This is a genomic window from Pseudomonas sp. URMO17WK12:I12 (assembly GCF_000514395.1).
Classification (GTDB): domain Bacteria; phylum Pseudomonadota; class Gammaproteobacteria; order Pseudomonadales; family Pseudomonadaceae; genus Aquipseudomonas; species Aquipseudomonas mucoides.
In genome coordinates this window covers 115,996-133,454 of record NZ_AZVV01000009.1, presented here as the reverse complement: position 1 = coordinate 133,454, position 17,459 = coordinate 115,996, and the positions used below count along the sequence as shown (strand labels likewise).

Here is a 17,459-nt window from a genome sequence, read left to right as displayed (position 1 = left end):
CTCAGTTCTCCTCGATATCGGTCGGCAGGGGACGCGGCAGGTCATCGCCGGATGAACCATCGAGCCAGTCGACTTTGGACATTTTGCGTACCACGACGAATTCGTCGCGGTTGCAACCGACGGTGCCGTAATAGTTGAAACCGTAGGCCTGCTGGGCATAGCCGCCGATCATGTGGGTCGGCTTGAGCACAACGCGGGTGACCGAGTTGTGGTGGCCGCCACGGGTCTTGGTGGTTTCCGAACCGGGCACGTTCACGATCCGTTCCTGTGCGTGATACATCATCACCATGCCGTCCTTGACGCGCTGGCTGACCACCGCCCGGGCGGTCAGCGCACCGTTGACGTTGAAGCACTCGATCCAGTCGTTGTCTTCAATGCCGGCGCGTTTCGCGTCGTTTTCCGAGAGCCAGACAATCGGCCCACCGCGGCTGAGGGTCAGCATCAGCAGGTTGTCGCTGTAGGTGCTGTGAATGCCCCATTTCTGGTGCGGGGTAATCCAGTTCAGGACGATTTCGATCTCGCCGTTGCTGCGCTTGCCTTTCACCCCTTCGATGGTGCGGGTGTTGACCGGCGGGCGATAACTCATCAGTTGCTCGCCGAACGCCTGCATCCACGGGTGATCCTGGTAGAACTGCTGGCGACCGGTGATGGTGCGCCATGGGATCCCTTCGTGAACGTTGGTGTAGCCGGCGTTGTAGCTGACGTGATCGTCTTCGAGGCCCGACCAGGTCGGGCTGGAAATGATCTTGCGCGGCTGTGCCTGAATGTCGCGAAAACGAATCGCCTCGTGGGCCTTGGACAGCGCCAGGTGGCTGTGGTCGATGCCGGTGAATTCCGACAGCGCGGCCCAGGCCTTGACCGCCACCTGGCCGTTGGTTTCCGGCGCCAGGGACAGAATCACTTCAGCCGCATCGATGGCCGTGTCGATTTTTGGCCGACCCTGGCTGATACCGGCATCGCCTTCTTTGTGATTGAGTTCACCGAGGAATTTCACTTCGTCGTCGGTGTTCCAGTTGATGCCTTTGCCGCCGTTGCCGTTTTTCTCCAGCAATGGCCCGAGGGACGAGAACTGTTTGTAGATGTTCGGGTAGTCACGCTCCACCACGTGCAGATTCGGTGCGTTTTTGCCCGGCACCGGTGCCACGCCGTCGCTTTTCCAGTCGGTGCCGCCAAACGGTTGGGCCAGTTCGCCGACGCTGTCGTGCATCAGCGGGATGGTCACCAGATCCTTTTCAACGCCCAGGTGCCCTTCGGACATGCTGGAAAATGCCTTGGCGATGCCTTTGTAGATTTCCCAGTCGGAACGCGATTCCCACGCCGGGTCGATCGCTGCCGACAACGGGTGAATGAACGGGTGCATGTCCGAGGTGTTCATGTCGTCTTTTTCGTACCAGGTTGCGGTCGGCAACACGATGTCGGAATAGACGCAGGTCGAAGACATGCGGAAGTCCAGGGTGGTGACCAGGTCGAGCTTGCCGATGGCGCCCTCGTCCACCCATTCGGCTTCTTCGGGTTTGCAGTCGCCGACCTGGCCGATGTCTTCGTTCATCACTCCGTTCTTGGTGCCGAGCAGGTACTTGAGCATGTACTCGTGGCCCTTGCCCGAGGAGCCCAGCAGGTTGGAACGCCAGATGAACATGTTGCGCGGGAAGTTGACCGGGCTGTCCGGCTGCTCGCAGGAGAAGCGCAGCGAACCGTCCTGCAACGACTTGACCACGTAGTCTTTCGGTTCCATGCCGGCCGCCGCCGCGTCACGGCAAATGTGCAAAGGGTTAGTGTTGAGTTGCGGTGCGCTGGGCAACCAGCCGGCGCGTTCGGCGCGGATGTTGTAGTCCAGGGCATGCTCGGGGAATTTTGATTTATCGGCCAATGGCGAGAGCACGTCGTGCATGCTCATTTTCTCGTGACGCCATTGCGAGCTGTGGGCGTAGAAGAAGCTGGTGCCGTTCATTTGGCGAGGCGGACGGTTCCAGTCCAGGCCGAATGCCAGTGGCAGCCAGCCGCATTGCGGACGCAGTTTTTCCTGGCCGACGTAGTGCGCCCAACCGCCACCGGTCTGGCCGACACACCCGCAGAGCATGAGCATGTTGATCAGCCCGCGGTAGTTCATGTCCATGTGGTACCAGTGATTCATCGCCGCGCCGACAATGATCATCGAGCGCCCCTTGGTCTTGTCGGCGTTGTCGGCAAACTCACGGGCGATCTGGATGGCCTTCTCGCGGCTGACGCCGGTGATCTGCTCCTGCCAGGCCGGGGTGCCGGGCACCGAGGCGTCGTCGTAATCCTTGGCCACATTTTCGCCGCCGAGGCCGCGATCGATGGCCAGGTTGGCGGCCGACAGGTCGAACACGGTGGCGACCTTGGCCACGCTGCCGTCCGCCAGCACCACGCTGTGTACCGGCACGCGGCGGTATTGCACGGCATCGCCGGCCACGTGCTGGAAGTGCTCGTGGGACTCGCCGGCAAAATACGGGAACGCCACTTCGGCGACGTCATCGCCAATCAGACTCAGTTTCAGATCGATCTCACGGCCTTCGCCACCTTCACGGGGAAGGATGTTCCACTTGCCCTTCTCGCCCCAGCGATAACCGATGGAACCCTGAGGCGAAACCAGTTCGCCGCTGAAGTCGAGGGCGATGGTTTTCCATTCCGGGTTGTTTTCCTGGCCGAGGTTGTCGGTCAGGTCGCTGGCGCGCAGGAAACGGTCCGGCTGGTAACCGGCGCCCGGTGCCTTGTCGACCATTTGCTTGAGCAGCACCAGCACCGGCAAATCGGTGAAGCGCTTGGCGTAGTCAGTGAAATAAGCGCTCGGTTTGTCCAGGTGGAATTCTTTGAAGATCACATGGTTGAACGCCTGCGCCAGCGCCGCGTCAGTGCCTTGCTTAGGGTTCAGCCACAGGTCGGTGAGCTTGGCGACTTCCGAGTAGTCCGGAGTAATGGCAACGGTCTTGGTGCCCTTGTAACGGACTTCGGTAAAGAAGTGCGCATCGGGGGTGCGGGTCTGCGGGACGTTGGAACCCCAGGCGATGATGTAGTTGGAGTTGTACCAGTCGGCCGATTCCGGCACGTCGGTCTGCTCGCCCCAGACCATCGGCGAGGCCGGTGGCAAGTCGCAGTACCAATCATAGAAACTCAGGCAGGCGCCACCGATCAGCGACAGGTAACGCGAGCCTGCGGCGTAGCTGACCATCGACATGGCCGGGATCGGCGAGAAGCCGACGATCCGGTCCGGGCCGTATTGCTTGATCGTATAGACGTTGGCCGCGGCAATGATCTCGTTGACTTCCTCCCAGTTGGAGCGGATGAAGCCACCCATGCCACGCTTGCTTTTATAGGAGTCGGCCTTGGCCTTGTCCTCGACGATGCTGGCCCAGGCTTCCACTGGCGCCATGGTCTGCCGCGCATCGCGCCAGAGCTTGAGCAATGGCTTGCGGATTTTCGGGTACTTGAGCCGGTTGGCGCTGTAGATGTACCAGCTGTAACTGGCACCACGCGGACAGCCACGGGGCTCATGGTTCGGCAGATCGTTACGGGTACGCGGGTAGTCGGTCTGCTGGGTTTCCCAGGTGATCAGGCCGTTCTTGACGTAGATTTTCCACGAGCAGGAACCGGTGCAGTTCACCCCGTGGGTGGAACGCACGATCTTGTCGTACTGCCAGCGCGAACGGTAGACGTTCTCCCAGTCACGCGACTCTTTGCGGGTCTCGCCATGACCGTCGGAAAACTCGTTTTGCTTGCGGTCGAAAAACCGCAATTGATCCAGTAAATGACTCACGGTGTAGTCCTCTCAGGCTTTGTCGCGGGGTCTGTGCCCCGCCCACGCAATGGTTGGATTCGGCTCGACTCAGCAGGGTGTCGCGGCGCCTTTGCGCGCGTACCACCACCACGTCACCACGATGCAGCTCAGGTAAAAGCCGACGAACATGTAGAAGGCCATCTCCGGGCCGCCGGTCAGGGCCATCGAAGTGCCGAAGGATTTGGGAATGAAGAACGCCCCGAAGGCGCCCATGGCCGAACTGAAGCCCAGGACGGCGGCTGACTCTTTGCCGGCATTTTTCAGCGCTTGTTCGCGCACGGCGGCTGATTTTCCGGCCGAGGCTTTTTCATGCTGGGTGCGGAAGATCACCGGGATCATGCGGAAGGTGGAGCCATTGCCGACGCCGGTGGTGATAAACAGCAGCATGAACAGGCCGAGGAAGCCGTAGAAGTTGCCGCCCTGGCCACTTTCGGGAAGAAAGTGCAGAACACCGAAGACCATCACGATCATCAGCACGAAGTTCCACAAGGTGACCTTCGCACCGCCGAGCTTGTCCGCCAGCCAGCCGCCCAATGGCCGTACCAGCGCACCTACCAACGGACCGAGGAAGGCGAATTTCAAGGCAATCACGTCGGGAAAGGAGGTTTTGATCAGCAGCGGAAACGCGGCGGAAAAGCCAATGAACGAACCGAAAGTCGCCAGGTACAACCAGCACATCAGCCAGTTGTGTTTGCGTTTGAAGATCACCGCCTGTTCGCTGAACGAGGCCCGGGCACTGGACAGATCATTCATGCCAAACCAGGCCAGCACGGTCACCAGGACAATAAACGGCACCCAGATGAAGCCGGCGTTCTGCAACCACAACTGGCCACCGTCCGGCAGTGCTTGCGGCGAGCCGCCCATGAAACTGAACACACCGAAGGTAATCACCAGTGGCACACAGAACTGCATCACCGAGACGCCCAGGTTACCCAGCCCCGCGTTGAGGCCAAGGGCCGTGCCCTGCTGCGACTTGGGGTAGAAGAAACTGATGTTGGACATGCTCGACGCGAAGTTGCCGCCACCAAAACCGCAGAGCAACGCAATCAACACGAACACGCTGTAGGAGGTGCTCGGGTCCTGCACGGCGAAGCCCATCCAGATCGATGGCAGCAACAGCGACGCGGTGCTCAGGGCGGTCCAGCGACGGCCACCGAAGATCGGCACCATAAAGGAATAGAAGACCCGCAAGGTCGCCCCGGACAGCCCCGGCAACGCCGCCAGCCAGAACAGCTGGTCGGTGGTGAAGGAGAAACCGATGGCGTTCAAACGCACGATCACCGTGCTCCAGACCATCCACACCGCAAAGGCCAGCAGCAGCGCAGGAATGGAAATCCACAAGTTGCGCGTGGCGGTCTGTTTACCGCTACTTCCCCAGAACGCGGGGTCCTCGGGGCGCCAGTCATGAATGACCGGGCCTTTGTCAGGCTTTTGCAGAACGGACATGTTCTTCTCCTAGGGCAAGGCTGGAAATCGGGGAAGGTGCAAGCAGCGGCGCTTTACCCAGCACCGGGCTTTTGCGTATTTCGCTGAAGTACATCCAGGTGAGGGAGACCCAGACCACGCCGTACATCAACATGAAGCAGGAAGAGCGCACGCCGGTGAGGTCCACCAGGGCGCCGAACAGGATTGGCAACACGAAGCCGCCCAGGCCACCGGCGAGGCCGACGATGCCGGACACCGCGCCCATGTTTTTCGGGTAGTCATTGGCGATGTATTTGAAGACCGAGGCCTTGCCGAACGCGAAGGCGATGCCCATGACGAACAGCAGTACGGTGAACAGCGCGGGGTTGAGGCCGATGTGAAAATCCACCGGGCCGTTGATCGTTTGTACTTGCAGTTGGGTCTGGGGATACGAGAGCAGGAACAGGCAGATCCAGCTGATCCACAACACCCACCAGGTCACGCTTTGCGCACCCCAGCGATCCGACATCCAGCCACCGACCGCACGCAGCACGCCTCCGGGCAGGGAAAAACAGGCCGCCAGCAGCGCCGCGCTTTGCAGGCTGAAACCGTATTCCTGCACGTAGTATTTGGTCATCCACAGTGCGAGGGCGACGTAGCCACCGAAGACGATCGAGTAGTACTGGCAGTAGCGCCACACGGCCGGGTCCTTCAGCGAACTCAATTGCTCACGCAACGTGGCGCCCGAAGCGCTGCGGTGGTTTTTGTTCTCGGCGCTGAGGAACCAGAACAACAGCGCGGTGATAAATAGAATGGCGCTGAAAACTTTCGGCACCAACTGCCAACTGCCGGCAGCGATCAATGCCGGGGCCAGAAACTTGGTCACCGCGGCTCCGGCGTTACCGGCGCCGAAGATGCCCATGGCGAAGCCCTGATTCTCCTTGTCGAACCATTTGGCGACGTAGGCAATCCCCACCGAGAACGAGCCGCCGGCCAGGCCGACGAACAAGCCCAGCACCAGGAACTGCCAATAGGCGGTGGCGTGACTGATCAGGTACAGCGGCGCCACGCAGGCCAGCATCAGCAGGAAGAACACGCTGCGCCCACCAAAGCGGTCGGTCAGCAGCCCCAGTGGCAGACGCACCAGCGAACCGGTCAGCACCGGCGTCGCGGCCAGCAGGCCGAACTGGGTTTCGTTGAGCTGGAGAAGGTCCTTGATCGGCACCCCGAGCACGGCAAACATCATCCAGACCATGAAGCAGACAGTGAAGGCCAATGTGCTCATGCCCAGCACCAGGCCTTGTCGTACACGGGGTTCGGTCACAATGCTCTCCAGTCAGTTAGCCATGGCGGCAGACTAGAGAGGCCAACCCCGCAAAAACTTGACCTGCATCAACGAAGCCCATGGGGGCATAGGCCTATGCTTGCGGGGTCTACCTCTAAGGAGGTAGTACAGAAAAACCCTAAAACCGTTTGTTTATCAGTGTCTTAAGGTTTTTCGCCAAGGTTTTTTCTGACAAGGATCAGTCGACAACTCTTTAGAGGTAGCGCGCCCGGGATCGGCGGCAAAACCCTGACCTGGGGTTCCACATGCTTTGTTTTCCTGAAATTGTCCGGGACCTGCGCTGATGATGCGCTGGTTGCGCAGCTCCCTGCCCGCTCGCGCCGGGCTGGCCGTGATCCTGATCGCCGTGCTCGCCCTCGCCAGTTCGTTGAGCGCCGGACTGATCGCCTGGTTCAGCCAGGGTGATGCGGCGGCCATCAACACCGCAGGCTCTGTGCGCATGGAGACTTACCACCTGAGCTGGAAACTGGCCGCAGGGGCCACCGGCGAAGAAGTCCTCGCCATCACCGACAGCCTGCAAACCCGTCTGAACAGCCAGCCACTCAAAGCCGTGCTGGAAGATGGCCCGACCACCGCGCTGCAAATCAGCTACGGGCAAATCCAGCGACAATGGAACGAGGATTTGCGTCCGGCACTGGAGCGCGGCGATGCCGCCTATTTTCAGCTCCAGGCCCTGCCCTTCGTTGAGCAACTGAACCATTTCGTCGACCTGTTGCAGCGCCAAAGCGAACAGAAGCAAGGCTGGCAACAAGTTATCCAGGGCTTGGCGCTGTTCACCACGATGATCGTCCTGCTGCTTGGGCTTTACGAACTGCAATATGGCGTGGTCACGCCCTTGAAAGAGTTGGTGGACGCGACCCAGCGTTTTCGTCGTGGCGATTTCAAAGTGCGGGTCAACCATCAGTCCCAGGACGAATTGGGCCAATTGGCCATGAGTTTCAACGCCATGGCCGAGACGATCGAAGACTCGCATCGCACCCTTGAGAGTCAGGTCCAGCAAAAAACCCTGAACCTGCAACAAGCCAATGCTGCCCTTGAATTGCTGTACCAAAGCAGTCGAAGCCTGGCCACACGCCTGGCCAATGCCGAAGGTTTGGATGAGTTGATCCGGCGCTTCCAGCAACGCCTGCCCGGCTTGCGCCTGTCGCTGTGCCTGCAAGGTCAATTGCAGGCCCCGGCCCAACAGTTGCTCGCCCTGCATGGCGCCAACATCCGCGAAGTCTGCGCCAGCAGCGATTGCGCCACGTGCCAGAAGCACCATAAAGCCAGCCCGCAAACCTTCAGCATCAGCAACCAGGGCAGCGAGCTGGGTGAGCTCAAGGCGCATTTTGTCGATGGACACCCGACGCAAGCCTGGGAAACCCAACTGATCCAGGCCCTGGCCAACCTGATCGGCACCTCGCTCTCGCTCAAGCGCCAACGGGAACAGGATCATCGCCTATTGCTGCTCGACGAACGCACGATCATTGCCCGCGAGCTGCACGACTCACTGGCCCAGGCCCTGTCCTACATGAAGCTGCAAGTCAGCCGCCTGCAAACCCTGATGCGTCGTGGCGAACCGATCGAGACCCTGGAAAACGTCACCGCCGAACTGCGCGAAGGGTTAAACAATGCCTACCGCCAGTTACGCGAATTGCTGACCACCTTTCGCTTGCAGATTCACGATGCGGGGCTGGTGCAGGAACTCAAGGACACCGCCGAGGAGTTCTCCCGTCGCGGGGAGTTCCAGGTGCACCTGCACGTCGACGCGCTGGCCTTTCAATTATCGGCCAGCGAACAAATCCACATTCTGCAGATCACCCGCGAGGCGCTCTCCAATTGCCTGCGTCACGCCCATGCGCAAAACGCCTGGCTGCAACTGCGTCAGGACGGTGAAACCGTGAGGCTGATCGTCGAAGACGACGGGCGTGGCTTCAGCGGTAACGTCGACCAACGCGAGCACCACGGCCTGAAAATCATGGATGAGCGGGCACGCAGCTTGCGCGGTGAACTTGAAATAGTCTCCAGGGAGCCGCAAGGCACCCGCGTCCAACTGGAATTCCAACCGGAGTTTCTGGGACAAAAAACAGAAGGTAGCGCCACATGAACCCGCCCCTGCAACACACCATCCTGCTGGTCGATGACCATCCGATGATGCGTCACGGCATCCGCCAGATGCTCGAACTCGAAGATGATTTCCTGATCGTCGGTGAAGCCAGCAACGGCGAAGAAGCGCTCGGACTGATCGAGCCGCTGCAACCGGATCTGGTGTTGCTCGATAACAACATGCCAGTGATGAATGGCATTGAAACCCTGCGCCAGTTACGGGCGATGCACTACACCGGCAAGGTGCTGCTGTTTACGGTCTCGGATGCCGAAGACGATATTCGTGACGCACTGCGCCTGGATGCCGACGGCTACCTGCTCAAGGACATGGAGCCCGAGCTGTTGATTCAGTACATCCGCAATGCCTTGAACGGCCAATTGGTGATCAGCCCGGGGCTGACCCAGGTCATGGCCCAGGCACTGCGCTCACCCCAGCGCCAGACCGTGGTGGAACTGACCGAGCGTGAACGTCAGGTGCTGAAAACCATCGCCAGCGGCTTCAGCAACAAAGTCATCGGGCACAAGCTCGGCATCACTGAAGGGACGGTCAAGGTGCATGTGAAAAACCTGCTGCACAAACTCGGCTTGCGCTCGCGGGTCGAGGCCGCAGTATGGGCCATGGAACATCTGCGCAATGCCGGATGATGGGTATGCCTCTTTGGAGGTAGGCCGGCAGAGGCATAGGTCATCCGGCCGACGCTCTCTACTATGAGCGTCAGCGGAGGTACGCCATGCTGACCCACCCTTCCATCGTTTTAACGTTGCGCCGTCACCATCTGTTCAGCCAGCTACCGGAGAAAATCTTCGAGGAAGTCTGCGGCCTGGCGATGCTCAAGCGCCTGAGTTGTCACAGCACACTCATGCACCAAGGGGATCCGGCCAAGCGCTTTTTCCTGCTGGTCAGCGGCCAGATCAAGTTGTATCGGCTGACCGGCGAAGGCCAGGAGAATCTGGTGGAGATCATCCAGCCGGGCCAGACCTTTGCCGAAGCCTTACTGTTCAGCCAGGCCCGTCTCTACCCGGTCAGCGCCACGGCGCTGAAAGACAGCGTACTGGTGAGTATCGAGGGCAACCACTACCGCAATGCCCTGGAAGATCAGCCGAAAGTCTGCCTGGCGATCCTGGCGAGCATGAGCGTGCACCTGCACCTGCGTCTGCGCGACATCGACACCTTGACCATGGCCAGTGCGAGCCGCCGGGTGATCAATTTCCTGTTCCAGGAACGCAACCCGGTCAGCGGTTTGATTGTGTTGCAGGTGTCCAAACGCCTGGTGGCCTCGAAGCTGGGCATTCAGCCGGAAACCTTTTCGCGGATCTTGCACCGCCTGGTGGACAGCGGCCTGATCGCGATGGAACGCCGCAATATCAGCATCCTAGCCGAAGAGGATCTCGCGGCCTTCCAATAGTCGTAATTGACCGCCGTCAATGCGCAATGCCACCGCTCTTGCAGACTGAAGAAGTCCATCCATGGAGAGTGCTCATGCCCCGTTCAACCTTGCCGCTGATTTATGCCTGCTCAGGCTGCTCCAACGTCGCCCAACTGGCCAACACACTGGCGGTGCGCCTTGATCGCAGCGGCCTGGCGGAAATGTCCTGCATCGTCGGTGTTGGCGGGCATGTGGCGGCGCTGGTCAACAAGGCCCGCTCGGGACGGCGGATTTTTGCGCTGGACGGCTGCCCGCTGCAATGCGTCGAAAACTGCCTGAAGCAACATGGCCTGCACGCGAATGTGCACTTGATTCTTAGCCATTACGGGTTGCGTAAACGCAATGGCGAGGATTGCACGCCAGCGCAGGGGGATGAGTTGTTCGAAGAAATCAGGCAGTTGATTGCGAGTGATGCTCGCCAGCATGAAAACCGCCAGTAAACGATGGTCTGACGGCCACCGAAAATCCAACAGTGGGAGCGAGCCTGCTCGCGAAGGCGGTGTGTCAGTCAGCCTCCATGTGGATGGACTGGCCCCTTCGCGAGCAAGCTCGCTCCCACAGTTAATCTGTATGGGTCAAACCGTCGCCAACCCCTTCCCTGCCCGCTCCAGATTACGCCACAGCCACACAGGCAACACGTCGGGATCGAGGCTGTCGATCAGGTTCTTCAGCGCCAGCCCCAACTCCGTATCCCCCTCAATCACCAAACGCCTGCGAAAGAACAACGTATCCGGATCCTCCTGACGGCTGGCCAGCAATAAAAACTCGCGCCAGTTACCGCTGATGGTCACATGCGCCATGGCATGTTCGGCAATTCGCAACCCTTGACGGGTCAGCGTCAAATACCAGGACAAGCCCAAATCCGGAATCCGCAGGCACAACCAACGCCCGCGCAACACTTCAAACTCACCGTAGCGCAACGGCTCGGCAAGGCAACGATTCAACGCCTGCTGCAACGCCAGACGCTGCACCGCAAAAGGCACCCGGCGCACCAGCGGCAATAACCGGTCGGCACCTTTCAACAGCCATTTTTTTCGGTTCAACACAAGCCGACCTCCTCGATGCGCAACATGCCGGCCTGGCCATGCCAGTAACCGTTACAACCGTCGACGAACACCGGCGGTGTCTCGCCCAGGCGAACCCGTTGATAGGCGGCAATGACCTGCGCCATGCCTTGATCACGAGGGCTCAGTCGCAACAAATCAGCGCCGCAGGCCACCAACCCCGCGTAATCTGCCAGGAGATTGGTCACCTCGGCCGACATCGTCTGAATGCCGTTAATGGTGAACAGTGCTTGCCCTTCCTGACTGGTCAGCGGCAGGCCGTCGGGGTAGTTGATGCAGCAAAACTGGCAGTCGTCCTTGGGCCGGTTTTCCGCCCGCGCGGTGAAGCAGCGTGCGGAATAGGCCAACGGCAAATGCCCATAAGCAAAGACCTCGACTTCCGGGACCTCTCGACCCAGTTCCCGCACCTGATCGAGCACATCGCTAATCAGCGTCGCCGAACACTCCACCGGCGGCACCCAACGGGTCATCCCGCCGTCCAGCAGTTGCGTGAGCGTATGCCCGTTGTACACATTCAGCGCAGGACCGCCCACGAACGGCAACTTGCGCTCGGCCAGAAACTGCACCGCGCCCATGTCATTGGCTTCCACCAACAGTTGGCCGTTGTCGCAGAGCCGCCGCAGGCTAGAGAGTTCGGAGGCCGCTTCGATCAGCGTCAGGCTGGAGAGAACCAGTTGTGCCTGGCTGCATTCTTGTAACTCGCGCCCCAGCCCCAACCATTGATCCAATGAAAATGACCGGCGTTTCGAGCACACGGTTTCCCCCAGATAAATCACATCCAGAGGCAAGGCCGACATCTCGACGTAAAAGTTGCTGAGTTGCTCTTTGTCCCAATAAAACAGGACCGGTCCAAGGCTGAGCTTCATGTCGCCTCCCTCATTGCCATGATCGATGGTAAGCACCCAAAGTGGTCTGGCTGCCTTCGGACAAACCGGCCAACACCCGGCGCCATTCCTCCTTGACCCGAAAACTGCCCGGCGAGCCACGATGGGCATCCAGCGCCGCACGCCAGACACGGGTGACTTGTTCGACATACGCCGGGCTGCGTTGCCGGCCCTCGATTTTGACCGCCTCGACACCGATGGCCGTCAATTCCGGCAGCAAGTCCAGGGTGTCGAGGCTGGTGGGTTCTTCCAGCGCATGAAAGCGTTTGCCGCCGACCAGGAAACGGCCTTTGCACAGGGTCGGATAACCGGCGGGTTCCTCAGGGGTGTAACGGTCGATCAGCACTTCACTGAGCCGTGCGCTCAAGCCGTCGGCGTCTTCGCTCCAGCGCACCGCTTTGGCCGGCGAACAGACGCCACAGAGGTTCGGCGACTCACCGGTAATGTACGAAGACAGATGGCAACGCCCTTCAGCCATGATGCACAAGCTGCCGAAGCCAAAGACTTCGATGGGCACCGGGCTGCTTGCAGCGACCTGACGCACCTGCGCCAACGACAACACCCGTGGCAGTACCGCGCGACGAATTGCGTAGCGCTGCGCATAAAACTCCAGGGCCGCGGCATGGGTCGCCGAGCCCTGCACCGAGAGGTGCAGCGCCAGTTGCGGATGCCGCTGGCTGGCGTAGTTGAGTACGCCGGGGTCGGCGGCGATCAGCGCATCCACACCACAATCGGCGGCGCGATCAACCGCGCGCTGCCAGCGTTCCCAGCCCTTGGGTTGCGGGTAGGTGTTGACCGCGACATAGAGTTTTCGTTGATGCTGACGGATGTGGGCGACCGCCGCGTCGAATTGTTTGTCGTCCATGTTCAGCCCTGCAAAATGCCGGGCGTTGGTGTCATCGCGAAAACCGACATAAACGGCATCGGCGCCTTGGCGCACCGCCGCTTTTAGCGCAGGCAGGTTGCCTGCCGGGCAGACCAGTTGCATGGGTAATCCTCGTGGAAAAACGCGTCTGGACCCTCCCTCGATGCCTGTGGCACAGCGATCGAAAAAGGCGCTGCCAGTCTAGCGAGACCGGCAGGCACAGCCTTGACGGCAATCAATTGCGATCAATGCATCAGGTCGGCGAAGGACAGGAACATCACATTGTCGTGCTTGAGCACTTGCTGCTCGCACTCGATCACCGCCAGGCCATCGGCCCAGCACGCGGCGGTCAACATCGCCGAGCTTTGCTGGGGGTGCAGCTCCACGCTCAACTGACCATCAGCACCGGGTGTCAGCCGTGCCCGCAGGTACTGCCGACGTTTATTGCGCTGCAACCAATCGAACCCGGCGGGCACGGCCAGTGGCGCCGGCAACACATCGCTGACGCCCTGGGCCCTGAGCAGGAACGGGCGCACCACCACCAACGCGGTAATCAGCGCCGCCGAAGGATTGCCCGGCATGCCGATCCAGGGTTTGCCGGCGACTTCGCCGAAGGCCAGCGGCTTGCCCGGCTGAATGGCCAGCCGCCAGAAATCCAGGCTGCCGAGTTCCTCGATCGCTTGTTTGAGGTGATCTTCCTCACCCACCGAGACGCCACCGGAACTCAACAACAGGTCGCATTCCGAAGACGCCAGGCTCAAGGCATGCCGGCTGGCGGCCAACTCATCGGCCATGACGCCATAGTCATGCACCTCGACCCCCCAACCGCTCAACAACGCGGCGAGGCAGTAGCGATTGCTGTTGTAAATCTGCCCGGGCGCCAATGAATCACCCGGCTCACGCAGTTCATTGCCACTGCTGAGCAAGCACACCTGCAACGGTCGATAGACCTCGACCCGCCCGATGCCAGCGCCAGCCAGCAACCCCACTTCTTGCGCACGCAGACGTTTGCCGGCCTGGATTAACAGGTCGCCCCGGCGAACCTCCTCACCTTCTTTGCGCACGTGATCGCCAGTATTGACGGGCGGGAACCACACGCGCTCGCCCTCGATCCGGCAGCGTTCCTGAGGCACCACCGTGTCGGCGCCCGAAGGCAACGGCGCACCGGTAAAGATCTGCACTGCCTGCTGCGCGAGCAAGGGCGAGCATGCCGGATCCCCCGCGGCGATTCGTCCGCCAATCAACAACCAGCCACCCTCCGGTGGCAGGTCAGCGGCCCTGAGGGCATAACCGTCCATGGCGCTGTTGTCCCAGGCCGGCAGGTTGACGGGGGAATGAATGTCCGCCGCCAGCACCCGGCCCAAGGCTTGATCCAGGTCGATCTTTTGCGCCAGGGGCGGCGGCGGTGCCTGGTCCAGCAAACGATTGATAGCCTCGTCCACCGGCATCAAGCGACCAAGGTCACACACCTGGCCGCTCATGAGCGGGGCTCGCAGGCGTCGACGACCCGTTGCCCTTGCGGTTTCAAATGGGGGGCGAAATTGCATGGGCCGGTGCGGCTGTCCAGCTGTTCGAGCAAGATCTGGTTCCAGGCCGTTCGACACGCGCCCGGCGAACCCGGAACGCAGCACACCAGCACGCCATTGCTCATCCCCGCCAATGCCCGTGACTGCAGGCTGGACATGCCGATTTCCGCAAGGGACACCTGACGAAACAGTTCACCGAAGCCTTCCACGTGTTTGTCCAGCAACGGCAAGACCGCTTGTGGTGTGTTGTCGCGCGCGGTGAAACCGGTGCCGCCGGTCATCAATACCACCTGCACCTTGGGGTCGGCGATCCAGTGGGAAACCTTGGCGCGGATCTGATAAATGTCGTCCTTGACCAGACCACGATCGATCAATACATGCCCGGCCGTTTGCAGCAAATCCGTGAGGGTCTGCCCCGAGGTGTCAGTGTCAAAGGTGCGCGTATCGCTGATGGTCAGCACGGCAATGTTCAGGGGTTCAAACGTGCGTTGCGACAGATGGGCCATATCCAAGCCTTCCCGTAAATGAGGGTATGGGGCAAAGCCTGAACTGGAATTCCCGATGAGCCTATTCCTCCAAGGAGGTACCTCTACAGGGACATTGGTTGAGATTGGCACACCGCCTCGCGAGCAGACTCGCTCCCACACTGTCTCCCATCACTATCAAGGCGCCAGGCGGCTGCGATGCCAACCCCCATCGCGCAACCGGTAATCGAGACGGTCATGCAAGCGGTCGGCACGGCCTTGCCAGAATTCCAGCCGATCAGGCTGCAAGCAGTAGCCGCCCCAATGCTCGGGCCGCGGCACGGTCTGGCCGGCAAACCGTTGGGTGGTTTGTATCAACAGCGATTCAAGCTCGGCCCGATTGGCCAATGGTCGGCTTTGCGGTGAGGCCCAGGCGCCCAGGCGACTGTCCTGTGAGCGGGAATCGAAGTACGCATCCGACAGCGTCGGGGCGAGCCTGGACACCTGCCCCTCGATCCGCACCTGACGCTCCAGCCCCGGCCAAAAAAAGGTCATCGCTGCATATGGATTAGAAGCCAATTGCTGCCCCTTGTCGCTCTGGTAATGACCGAAAAACGTGAAGCCTTCATCACTAAAGCCCTTGAGCAGCAGGACCCGACAGTGCGGGCGACCTTCACGGTCGACGGTCGCCAACACCATGCTGTTGGCTTCGACAGGCGCGCGCTCGGTGTCGCGGGCCAGTTGCATCCACTGTCGGAACATGGCCAGCGGATCGTCCAGCGCTGCCTCGTCTTGCAGGCCAAAAAGGGTATAGTTGCGACGCATCTGTGCCAGGGAAAGAGGCATGAGGGTGATCTCCGAAAAGGTTCTGCCCAGTGTGCGAGACTCCGCGCAACAGCACCTTGATCACCATCAACACTGAGCATGCCCGGCCTTACTTGAGGCGCAAACGCCGCGCCAGTTTGTGCAGGTTGCTGGGATCGATTTCCAGGATCCGCGCGGCGCTGGCCCAGTTACTCCCGGACAGGCTCAAGGCCTGGAGAATTTTCTTGCGCTGGTAATCGTCGACCGCTTCCCCCAAGGGCTGGAACGGCGCGTCAGCCGTTTCCTCCAGAGGACTTTCGACAACCACGCCCTGCCCCCCCATGGCACTGTCGAGGTCCAGAATCTCGGGTTCCAGCGTCATGATCAGGGTGCGACTGGTGCCGCGGCTGAGCTGTTTCAACGCGGCTCGGCTGATCACGTGTTCCAGCTCGCGCACGTTGCCCGGCCAGCTGTAAGTCAGCAACGCGCGCTCGGCGGCCGGCGACAGACGCAAACCGCGCAAGCCAAGCCGCGCCCGATTCAGCTCAAGGAAGTGCCCGGCCAGCATCAACACATCGTTACCCCGCTCGCGCAACGGCGGAATCGGCACCGGATAGACCGAGAGCCGGTGATACAGATCCGCACGAAACAAGCCATCGCGGATGCTGTCCGGCAGGTGCCGGTTAGTCGCGGCGATGATGCGCACATCGACGTGCAACGGCTTGTCGGCGCCGAGGCGCTGGATCTCGCCGTTCTGCAGGGTGCGCAGCAGTTTCGCCTGCACAGCCAATGGCAATTCACCGACTTCATCGAGAAACAGCGTGCCGCCGTTGGCCGCATCGAAACGTCCGGCACGGTCACTGGTGGCACCGGAAAACGCGCCTTTGACATGGCCGAACAATTCACTTTCCGCCAGAGACTCCGGCAAAGCCGCGCAGTTGACCTGCACCAGCGGCTTATGACTGCGACGCGACAGACGATGCAAGCGCCGGGCGAACAGCTCTTTGCCGACGCCGGTCTCGCCCAGCAGCAACACCGGCAGCTCGGAATCGGCCAGTACATCCAGTTCATTGAGCAACTGGTGCAGCACTTCACTTTGCCCGAGGATTTCGCCTTCGTCCGCCGGCCTGCGTACGTCTTGAATATCGCTGCGGGACAAGCGCAGGCTGCGGTTTTCCTGTTCCAGTCGGGTGACTCGCACGGCGGCTTCGATCTGCAAGGTGCAACGCTTGAGTTCCTCCCGCGCACGGCTGTCGAAGGTCCCGGCATGCAGCGCATCGAGGGTGATCGCCCCCCAGATCCGACCTTCCACATACAGGCTCACGCCCATGCAGTCGTGCACTGGCATCGGTTCGCCGGCGTGATGGTCGAGCAAGCCGTCATAGGGATCCGGCAGCCGACTGTCGGGCTCGAACCAGGTGGGTTCGCGCGACGCCATGATTGCCGCCAGCCGCGGATGCTGAGCGATGACAAACCGGCGGCCCAACGCTTCATGCACCAGCCCCACCGTCGCGACCGGCCTGAGGCTGTCGTCATCCAGACGCAGCAATCCCACGGCGCCACTGTTGAAGTACTCGCGCAGGGTCTGGACCAAACGTTGCAACCGCACAGCATTGGGCAACTCGACAATCAGGTCGGCCGCCAGACTTTCACGCAGCATGGTAGTTATTACCCTCTATGGTTGGATTCACCCTAAAGCGTCCGGGTGTCTATCACCACAAATAAAAATTAAGCCATATTTTTCAATACGTTAAATATGGCATGCCGGATGCAATGAGCCTGGGGAACCGTTGAA

Annotated in this window: 14 protein-coding genes; 4 read left to right on the top strand and 10 right to left on the bottom strand. The window is 60.6% G+C overall.

The window, feature by feature from the left end:
• Position 1: 1 nt before the first annotated feature.
• The 3 genes from D882_RS0113140 to D882_RS0113130 all read right to left on the bottom strand — a co-directional run bounded on the left by D882_RS0113140 (position 2) and on the right by D882_RS0113130 (position 6,524).
• Positions 2 to 3,775, bottom strand: coding sequence for a nitrate reductase subunit alpha (locus D882_RS0113140; RefSeq protein ID WP_027923687.1), 3,774 nt, complete (start codon positions 3,773 to 3,775; stop codon positions 2 to 4).
• 69 nt (positions 3,776 to 3,844) lie between these two features.
• Positions 3,845 to 5,242, bottom strand: a complete 1,398-nt coding sequence (locus D882_RS0113135; protein WP_027923686.1) for a NarK family nitrate/nitrite MFS transporter — start codon at positions 5,240 to 5,242, stop codon at positions 3,845 to 3,847.
• Positions 5,220 to 6,524, bottom strand: coding sequence for a nitrate/nitrite transporter (locus D882_RS0113130; RefSeq protein WP_027923685.1), 1,305 nt, complete (start codon positions 6,522 to 6,524; stop codon positions 5,220 to 5,222). The genes D882_RS0113135 and D882_RS0113130 overlap by 23 nt, the downstream gene beginning before the upstream one ends.
• 304 nt (positions 6,525 to 6,828) lie before the next feature.
• Between D882_RS0113130 and D882_RS0113125 the strand changes: the two genes are divergently transcribed.
• The 4 genes from D882_RS0113125 (at position 6,829) to D882_RS0113110 (ending at position 10,497) form a co-directional block, all read left to right on the top strand.
• Positions 6,829 to 8,631 carry a HAMP domain-containing protein gene (locus tag D882_RS0113125; RefSeq protein ID WP_027923684.1) on the top strand — a complete coding sequence of 601 codons (1,803 nt, stop codon included), beginning with the start codon at positions 6,829 to 6,831 and terminating at the stop codon, positions 8,629 to 8,631.
• Positions 8,628 to 9,275, top strand: coding sequence for a two-component system response regulator NarL (gene narL / locus D882_RS0113120; RefSeq protein WP_027923683.1), 648 nt, complete (start codon positions 8,628 to 8,630; stop codon positions 9,273 to 9,275). The genes D882_RS0113125 and narL overlap by 4 nt, the downstream gene beginning before the upstream one ends.
• Before the next feature lie 86 nt (positions 9,276 to 9,361).
• Positions 9,362 to 10,036 (top strand): Crp/Fnr family transcriptional regulator, encoded by a 675-nt coding sequence (locus D882_RS0113115; protein WP_017338877.1) that lies wholly within the window; start codon positions 9,362 to 9,364, stop codon positions 10,034 to 10,036.
• A 74-nt stretch (positions 10,037 to 10,110) separates the two neighbouring features.
• Positions 10,111 to 10,497 (top strand): putative zinc-binding protein, encoded by a 387-nt coding sequence (locus D882_RS0113110; protein WP_027923682.1) that lies wholly within the window; start codon positions 10,111 to 10,113, stop codon positions 10,495 to 10,497.
• A gap of 135 nt (positions 10,498 to 10,632) precedes the next feature.
• Here D882_RS0113110 and D882_RS0113105 read toward each other — a convergent pair whose 3' ends face one another.
• The 7 genes from D882_RS0113105 to norR form a co-directional block, all read right to left on the bottom strand.
• Positions 10,633 to 11,103: an SCP2 domain-containing protein gene (locus tag D882_RS0113105; RefSeq protein WP_027923681.1), complete on the bottom strand. Its 471-nt coding sequence runs from the start codon at positions 11,101 to 11,103 to the stop codon at positions 10,633 to 10,635.
• Positions 11,097 to 11,987 (bottom strand): U32 family peptidase, encoded by an 891-nt coding sequence (locus tag D882_RS0113100; RefSeq protein WP_027923680.1) that lies wholly within the window; start codon positions 11,985 to 11,987, stop codon positions 11,097 to 11,099. The genes D882_RS0113105 and D882_RS0113100 overlap by 7 nt, the downstream gene beginning before the upstream one ends.
• Before the next feature lie 10 nt (positions 11,988 to 11,997).
• Positions 11,998 to 12,993 carry a peptidase U32 family protein gene (locus D882_RS0113095; protein ID WP_027923679.1) on the bottom strand — a complete coding sequence of 332 codons (996 nt, stop codon included), beginning with the start codon at positions 12,991 to 12,993 and terminating at the stop codon, positions 11,998 to 12,000.
• A gap of 122 nt (positions 12,994 to 13,115) precedes the next feature.
• Entirely contained in the window at positions 13,116 to 14,351 is a 1,236-nt protein-coding gene (glp, locus tag D882_RS0113090) for a gephyrin-like molybdotransferase Glp (RefSeq protein ID WP_027923678.1), read from the bottom strand.
• A complete protein-coding gene (moaB, locus tag D882_RS0113085) occupies positions 14,348 to 14,902 on the bottom strand; it encodes a molybdenum cofactor biosynthesis protein B (RefSeq protein WP_027923677.1) in 555 nt (184 codons plus the stop codon). Before moaB ends, glp begins: the two co-directional genes overlap by 4 nt.
• 156 nt (positions 14,903 to 15,058) lie before the next feature.
• Positions 15,059 to 15,706 (bottom strand): pyridoxamine 5'-phosphate oxidase, encoded by a 648-nt coding sequence (pdxH, locus tag D882_RS0113080; RefSeq protein WP_027923676.1) that lies wholly within the window; start codon positions 15,704 to 15,706, stop codon positions 15,059 to 15,061.
• An 88-nt stretch (positions 15,707 to 15,794) separates the two neighbouring features.
• Positions 15,795 to 17,324, bottom strand: a complete 1,530-nt coding sequence (gene norR / locus D882_RS0113075; protein ID WP_027923675.1) for a nitric oxide reductase transcriptional regulator NorR — start codon at positions 17,322 to 17,324, stop codon at positions 15,795 to 15,797.
• Between the last annotated feature and the right edge of the window lie 135 nt (positions 17,325 to 17,459).

What these genes read in the sequence shown, in the direction of transcription:
- D882_RS0113135 (WP_027923686.1), bottom strand. Translation starts at nt 5,242, where the DNA reads ATGTCCGTTCTGCAAAAGCCTGACAAAGGCCCGGTCATTCATGACTGG.
- D882_RS0113125 (WP_027923684.1), top strand. Translation starts at nt 6,829, where the DNA reads ATGATGCGCTGGTTGCGCAGCTCCCTGCCCGCTCGCGCCGGGCTGGCC.
- narL (WP_027923683.1), top strand. Translation starts at nt 8,628, where the DNA reads ATGAACCCGCCCCTGCAACACACCATCCTGCTGGTCGATGACCATCCG.
- D882_RS0113115 (WP_017338877.1), top strand. Translation starts at nt 9,362, where the DNA reads ATGCTGACCCACCCTTCCATCGTTTTAACGTTGCGCCGTCACCATCTG.
- D882_RS0113110 (WP_027923682.1), top strand. Translation starts at nt 10,111, where the DNA reads ATGCCCCGTTCAACCTTGCCGCTGATTTATGCCTGCTCAGGCTGCTCC.
- D882_RS0113100 (WP_027923680.1), bottom strand. Translation starts at nt 11,987, where the DNA reads ATGAAGCTCAGCCTTGGACCGGTCCTGTTTTATTGGGACAAAGAGCAA.
- D882_RS0113095 (WP_027923679.1), bottom strand. Translation starts at nt 12,993, where the DNA reads ATGCAACTGGTCTGCCCGGCAGGCAACCTGCCTGCGCTAAAAGCGGCG.
- glp (WP_027923678.1), bottom strand. Translation starts at nt 14,351, where the DNA reads ATGAGCGGCCAGGTGTGTGACCTTGGTCGCTTGATGCCGGTGGACGAG.
- moaB (WP_027923677.1), bottom strand. Translation starts at nt 14,902, where the DNA reads ATGGCCCATCTGTCGCAACGCACGTTTGAACCCCTGAACATTGCCGTG.
- pdxH (WP_027923676.1), bottom strand. Translation starts at nt 15,706, where the DNA reads ATGCCTCTTTCCCTGGCACAGATGCGTCGCAACTATACCCTTTTTGGC.
- norR (WP_027923675.1), bottom strand. Translation starts at nt 17,324, where the DNA reads ATGCTGCGTGAAAGTCTGGCGGCCGACCTGATTGTCGAGTTGCCCAAT.